Annotated in this window: 1 protein-coding gene; it reads right to left on the reverse strand. The window is 49.1% G+C overall.

Going from position 1 to position 721, the window contains the following annotated elements:
* Window positions 1-721: ISL3 family transposase (locus tag QWY30_RS15830; protein WP_290242654.1), on the reverse strand; the 721-nt coding region annotated here is incomplete at both ends.

The raw sequence follows: 721 nt of genomic DNA on the forward strand, positions 1-721 counted from the left end.
CGCCGTTCCAACCGCAGTGGGCCAAGACCCTGAGCCGGTAATTCTCAAAGTTCCTAAATCCATATGCCCTTCGGGACATCATTTCCATTTTAGTGTGGAACCCTTCCGTTATTCCGTTTGATCTTGAAGTGCGCCACATCCTGACGATCGGCTCCAACCAAGAGGTCAGTGTGTTGGCCAAAGTGCGCGCTGGGCTTTTAGCTAATTGCTCAATCAGCTTCAGCAAACGTCCCATAAATTTCCTCCCATGTTTAGGCATTAAATTCCTAATCAATAGCAGCTTATTGAGCCGTTGCTTGGCAAAGTACAGTGACTTAAGAACCGGGAATTGATCTAAATACCGTGCCAGATTCTCGCGCTGCTCGGGACTCAGATTCCAGCGATGCCGTCTCATCAAACTCAGCAAGCCACGGTTCATTCTTCCTACCGGATCTTGTTGTTTCCAGAGACTCAGAAAGTGCTGATTGACCAGTCGAATCACATGAAAGCGGTCAGCCACGATCTTGGCGTTAGGAAAGTACTTTTGCACGATAGACCGGTACGTTTCGGATAAATCCATGACAACGAGCTGAACCTGCTCGCGACCCGGCAAGCGGCTTAAATACTGCCTCAGGCTCAGTTCCGAGCGTCCGAGGACCACGTCAAACACTTTGTGGTTTCTCAGGTCTACGAATGTTGTTGCGTAGCCCTTTTTACGGGTAAAGAAATGCTCATCAATCCC

This window comes from Zwartia panacis (genome assembly GCF_030410395.1).
GTDB lineage: Bacteria > Pseudomonadota > Gammaproteobacteria > Burkholderiales > Burkholderiaceae_B > Zwartia > Zwartia panacis.